We start from the raw sequence: 4,917 nt of genomic DNA, 5'->3' as shown, positions 1-4,917 counted from the left end.
GCCATAGAGGGTGGCGTAGCCGACCGACATCTCACTCTTGTTGCCGGTGGTGACGACCATCGAACCGAACTTGTTCGAGATCGCCATCAGGATCGTGCCGCGCGCTCGGCTGCCGTTACGACATCGTGCCGATCTCCGAGCCGGTCGAAGGTTTCCGGCATGCGCTGACCCAGCTCTTCGAGGGCACTCAGGAAGGTATCACCGAGGAAAACCTGCAGAGCCGTGCGCGCGGCACGATCCTGATGGCGATCTCGAACAAGTTCGGTTCGATGGTCGTCACCACCGGCAACAAGAGTGAGATGTCGGTCGGCTACGCCACCCTCTATGGCGACATGAATGGCGGCTTCAACCCGATCAAGGACCTCTACAAGATGCAGGTCTATGCGCTGGCGCGCTGGCGCAACGCGCATGTGCCGCCGGGGGCGCTCGGCCCATCGGGCGAGGTCATTCCGAAGAACATCATCGATAAGGCGCCGTCGGCGGAGCTGCGCGAAAACCAGACCGACCAGGATTCGCTGCCGCCTTACCCGGTGCTGGACGACATTCTCGAATGCCTGGTCGAGCACGAGATGGGCGTTGACGACATCGTCGCGCGCGGCCACGACCGGGCGACGGTGACGCGCGTCGAGCATCTGCTCTACATTGCTGAGTACAAGCGCCGGCAGGCGGCCCCAGGCGTGAAGATCACGAAGAAGAATTTCGGCCGCGACCGCCGCTACCCGATCACCAATCGGTTCCGGGATCGCAGCTAGTCCGCTGAAACGCAAAGCTGTTCGCCTGAACCGGCGCTGTTGGCGGCGCAACCCACCATTGTTGCAAAATCGTCTCAGTGGCCGGACAAGACGCCCTCCTGGCGCCGCCCTGCCTTGGCGAGATGGTGAGCCGCCTCTATAAGAGCGCTTCCGCGATTCCCTTTCGGGAGGACCGTATGGCAGGATTTGACATCGTTATGCGAGGCCGCGAAGCCTAGATCTGCACCGGCCGTCCGAACTCCGTTCGGAAGGCCATCCGCAGGCAGGCATCTGGCTCTGCCGGTCGCCACCGAGGGCGCGCGACCAGCCATACTGAACCTCCCCGTTCTAAGGGCGCCATAGGGCGCTGGCGCGGGTTTTCCAATTTGATTTTAGCGGGACCGGGCCTCTCTGCGCCCGGATGACATCATGGCTCGTTTCACAATAGATCTGCGCGCCAGCGCCTTTCGCAGCGTGCTCGGCTTCACGCTTGGCCACTGGCGCCGCCAGCCGTGGCGCCTGTCGCTCATCATGGGCGCATTCCTGCTCTCGACGCTGGCCGACGTGCTGACGCCGCTCTATTCCGGCCGGCTGGTCGACGCGGTCGCCAGCAGCGCCGGCGCCGACGAGGTTGCGTGGCACGCCGCAATGACGGCGTTCTCCATCCTGATGGCGCTGGCGTTGGCGGCCGTGGTGCTGCGCAACGCCGCCTTCATGGGGATTGTCGAACTGACGTTGAAGATGATGTCGGACATCGCCGCCGACGCGTTCCACCGCGTCCAGCGCTTCTCGACGGACTGGCACGCCAACAGCTTCGCCGGCTCGACGGTGCGCAAGATAACGCGTGGCATGTGGGCGCTCGACCTGCTGAACGACACGATCCTGATCGCGCTGCTGCCGTCGTTCGTCATGCTGGTCGGCTCGACGCTGCTGCTCGGCTGGTTCTGGCCGATGATGGGGTTGGTGGTCGCGATCGGCTCGGTGCTGTTCATCGCCGTCACCGCCATGCTGTCGCTTGGCTACGTCGCACCGGCGGCACGCCTCGCCAGCAGCTGGGATACACGCCTCGGCGGCGCGCTGGCCGACGCGGTGAGCTGCAATGCCGTGGTCAAGGGTTTTGGCGCCGAGGCGCGCGAGGAAGCGCGGCTTGCCCGCGTGGTCGCCAAATGGCGTCTGCGCACGGGCCGTACCTGGGTGCGCGGCACGTTCAACGGCACCGCGCAAGGCACGATGCTGCTCTTGATGAGGGCGGCCGTGATCGGCCTTGCGCTCATGCTTTGGGCCTGGGGCGAGGCGAGTGCCGGCGACATCGCTTTTGTTTTGACGTCGTTCTTTGTCCTGCAGGGCTATCTGCGCGATATCGGCACGCATATCCGCAACCTGCAGCGCTCGATCAACGACATGGAGGAATTGGTCGACTTCCAGTCCGAACCGCTCGGCATCGAGGACCGGCCCGGTGCCGCTCCGATCCGGATCACCGACGGCAGCATTGCGTTCGACAAGGTGACGTTCCATTACGGCAATCACCGGCTGCCGCTCTATCGCGACTTCTCGGTCGAGATCGCCGCGGGTGAACGCGTCGGGCTGGTCGGGCATTCGGGATCGGGCAAGACAACTTTCGTCAAGCTGATCCAGCGCCTCTATGACGTGAACGGGGGCCGGATACTGATCGACGGCCAGGACATCTCGAAGGTTGCGCAATCATCGTTGCGCAGCCAGATCGCCATCGTGCAGCAGGAGCCGATCCTGTTTCACCGGTCGCTGGCCGAGAACATCGCCTATGCCAGGCCGGGCGCAACGCAGGCCGAGATCGAGCATGCCGCGAAGCTCGCCAGCGCGCACGACTTCATTGCCGATCTGCCCAAGGGTTACGGAACCCTGGTCGGCGAGCGCGGTGTGAAACTGTCGGGCGGCGAGCGCCAGCGCGTGGCGATCGCGCGCGCCTTCCTGGCCGATGCGCGCATCCTGATCCTGGACGAGGCGACATCGAGCCTGGATTCCGAATCGGAGGTGCTCATCCAGAAGGCGATGGAGCGGCTGATGGTCGGGCGCACGACATTGGTCATCGCACACCGGCTTTCGACCGTGCGGGCACTCGACCGGCTGCTGGTTTTCGACCGCGGCCGCATCATCGAGGAAGGCTCGCATGACGAGCTTATCCGGCTGAACGGCGGTATCTACCGGCGGCTGTTCGAGCGCCAGGCGCTCGAACTCACCAAAGGCCTGGTCGCCTGAGGAAAGGCATCCGGCTTCGGCCGGGTGCCTTCCCGCCTTGCGGACCGACCGTCAGCCGTAGTGCAACTTGGGCTTGGCCTCGGTACCGGTGAACTTGACGCCCACGCGGTCGTTGCGGCGCCAGCGGACTTCCGCGCGATAAGCCACGCCATCGAGCGGGACGTAGAGCAGGAAACGATCGGGAACGCGTGATTCCGGTGCGACTTTCAGCTCGGCGCCACCGGCATTCTGATTGCGCAACGTGCAACTGACCTCGGAATTCTGGATACCGGTGATGATCGTCCCGCCCTTGAGCACGCGCTGGCGGTGCTCGCGCCGGTGTTCGCCGGAGTTTTCTTCAAGTGGTTGCGCGGAGTTCGTCATCGATCGACGCCATTAGCCGAATCGGCACTGCATTAACCACACAAAGCACCGATGTTCGCGCACCGCAACGCGCGGCATGCTCGTCGGGTCACATATGCGTTATGTGAGCGATGACTCAGGCGAATTTTCGCGGATCGGCGCAGAAATAGGCAATGATCTGGCAAAGATCGGGCTCGTTGACCATGCGGGCGGCCTCGGCGGAGCCGACCCATTTGCGCGTGCGAGCCCGCTTTTCCTTCCAGCGGTCCGCGACGCGGTCCACCTTGAGCGGGAACACCAGGACCTCGCAAGGCACTTCCTCGCCGGATGCCAGGACCTTGCCGTAGAAATAGCGGCCGGCTTCGAGATGCGAGACCGTGCCGTGCAACCCCGCTTCCTCGCCCGCTTCGCGGGCGGCAGCTACGCAAAGCGGCTCCCTGGCTTTCGGCCAGCCTTTCGGCAGCACCCAGCGCCCGGTATCGCGGCTGGTGATCAGCATGATCTCGACGCCGTTTTCGTTCTCACGCCAAGGCAGGGCTGCAACCTGCAGGCGGCAAGGCACTGAGCCGAAGAGTCGTCGGACTCTTTCGGCCATCTGGTTGTGCGTCGTTGGCCTCGTCAACATCGTAGAAGCTGCCCCGAGCCTCTAGAATCATTTGCCATCAAACGAATCTTACGACGTATTGTGGACGATAAAAGTAAAAAACTTCACTCGGGTTGGTTAACCCGGACAGGGCAGGCAATTGCGAAATCATCGCCCCCGAGAGCCTTCTCCCCGAGAGCCTTCTCTATACAGCAAACAGTGATTTGGGCGGGCGCTGGACGGAAACAGCAGCTTCCAACGATCAGCCGGCGTGATCGTCGGCAATCGGCTTCTGATAGGTGAAGCCCATGTCCCACGGGAAGTAGATCCAGGTGTCCTGGCTGACCTCGGTGACGAATGTATCGACCAGAGGCCTTCCCTTCGGCTTGGCATAGACGGTGGCGAAATGCGCCTTCGGCATCATGGCGCGCACGATGCCGGCCGTCTTGCCGGTATCGGTGAGGTCGTCGATGATGAGCACACCCGCGCCGTCATCGGCAAGAAGCGAAGGCGAGATCTCCTTCAGCACCTGCAACTGACCCTGGCTCGTGTAGTCGTGATAGGAGGCGACGCAGACCGTTTCGATGACGCGGATGCCAAGCTCGCGCGAAATGATCGCGGCGGGCACCAGGCCTCCTCGGGTGATGCAGACGATCGCCTTCCACTGGCCTTTGTTGGTGCCGGAAAGCCGCCAGGCGAGCGCGCGGGCATCGCGGTGGAACTGGTCCCAGGAGACCGGAAAGGCTTTTTCGGGAAGGGACATGGTTCGTGCACTCCGCAAGCGCGCGCCGCAGCGCGCAGATACGATGGAATGCAGCCGGAATTAGCCGGAAAGCGCCAGCCTTGGCAAGGTGGCCGCCAGGGATGGCTGTGTACTTATACCGCGTCGCGCTGTTCAGGCGACGCGGTGCAAGTTCCCTGTTTGATACATGTCCTTGTCCCCCGAACCCGATTCCCACTTCGCGGAGACAGGCTTATCTCGACAGGAAGGCTGCCACGTTTGCCGTGCGCAGCACGGTGCGGGTG

The 4,917-nt window shown here is 63.4% G+C and carries 4 protein-coding genes and 2 pseudogenes; 2 read left to right on the top strand and 4 right to left on the bottom strand.

All coding sequences use genetic code 11. The features are described from left to right. Nucleotides 1-111, bottom strand: a pseudogene (locus tag EOA79_RS29545) (hypothetical protein); the annotation flags it as partial. Here EOA79_RS29545 and nadE point away from each other — a divergent pair. Continuing rightward, nucleotides 99-752: pseudogene (gene nadE / locus EOA79_RS29540) on the top strand (NAD(+) synthase); the annotation flags it as partial. The pseudogenes EOA79_RS29545 and nadE overlap by 13 nt on opposite strands. Nucleotides 753-1,160: 408 nt before the next feature. After that, nucleotides 1,161-2,966, top strand: a complete 1,806-nt coding sequence (locus EOA79_RS29535; protein ID WP_095825226.1) for an ABC transporter ATP-binding protein — start codon at nt 1,161-1,163, stop codon at nt 2,964-2,966. A 51-nt stretch (nt 2,967-3,017) separates the two neighbouring features. On the opposite strand, the gene EOA79_RS29530 is transcribed toward EOA79_RS29535, so the two are convergent. The 3 genes from EOA79_RS29530 to gpt all read right to left on the bottom strand — a co-directional run bounded on the left by EOA79_RS29530 (nt 3,018) and on the right by gpt (nt 4,654). Then, nucleotides 3,018-3,329, bottom strand: a complete 312-nt coding sequence (locus EOA79_RS29530; RefSeq protein ID WP_066998925.1) for a PilZ domain-containing protein — start codon at nt 3,327-3,329, stop codon at nt 3,018-3,020. Between the two features lie 115 nt (nt 3,330-3,444). Further along, nucleotides 3,445-3,933 (bottom strand): NUDIX hydrolase, encoded by a 489-nt coding sequence (locus EOA79_RS29525; RefSeq protein WP_095802221.1) that lies wholly within the window; start codon nt 3,931-3,933, stop codon nt 3,445-3,447. Nucleotides 3,934-4,153: 220 nt separating this feature from the next. Continuing rightward, nucleotides 4,154-4,654, bottom strand: coding sequence for a xanthine phosphoribosyltransferase (gene gpt / locus EOA79_RS29520; RefSeq protein ID WP_066998919.1), 501 nt, complete (start codon nt 4,652-4,654; stop codon nt 4,154-4,156). Nucleotides 4,655-4,917 lie beyond the last annotated feature (263 nt).

The sequence above is a fragment of the Mesorhizobium sp. M1A.F.Ca.IN.020.03.2.1 genome (genome assembly GCF_004023205.1).
Lineage (GTDB): Bacteria > Pseudomonadota > Alphaproteobacteria > Rhizobiales > Rhizobiaceae > Mesorhizobium.
Note: the sequence above shows the minus strand (reverse complement) of the source record. Positions and strands in the feature narration are given on the sequence as shown.

Bases quoted from the DNA above. Each gene is read 5' to 3' on its own strand.
- EOA79_RS29525 (WP_095802221.1), bottom strand. From the start codon at position 3,933: ATGTTGACGAGGCCAACGACGCACAACCAGATGGCCGAAAGAGTCCGA.
- EOA79_RS29530 (WP_066998925.1), bottom strand. From the start codon at position 3,329: ATGACGAACTCCGCGCAACCACTTGAAGAAAACTCCGGCGAACACCGG.
- gpt (WP_066998919.1), bottom strand. From the start codon at position 4,654: ATGTCCCTTCCCGAAAAAGCCTTTCCGGTCTCCTGGGACCAGTTCCAC.
- EOA79_RS29535 (WP_095825226.1), top strand. From the start codon at position 1,161: ATGGCTCGTTTCACAATAGATCTGCGCGCCAGCGCCTTTCGCAGCGTG.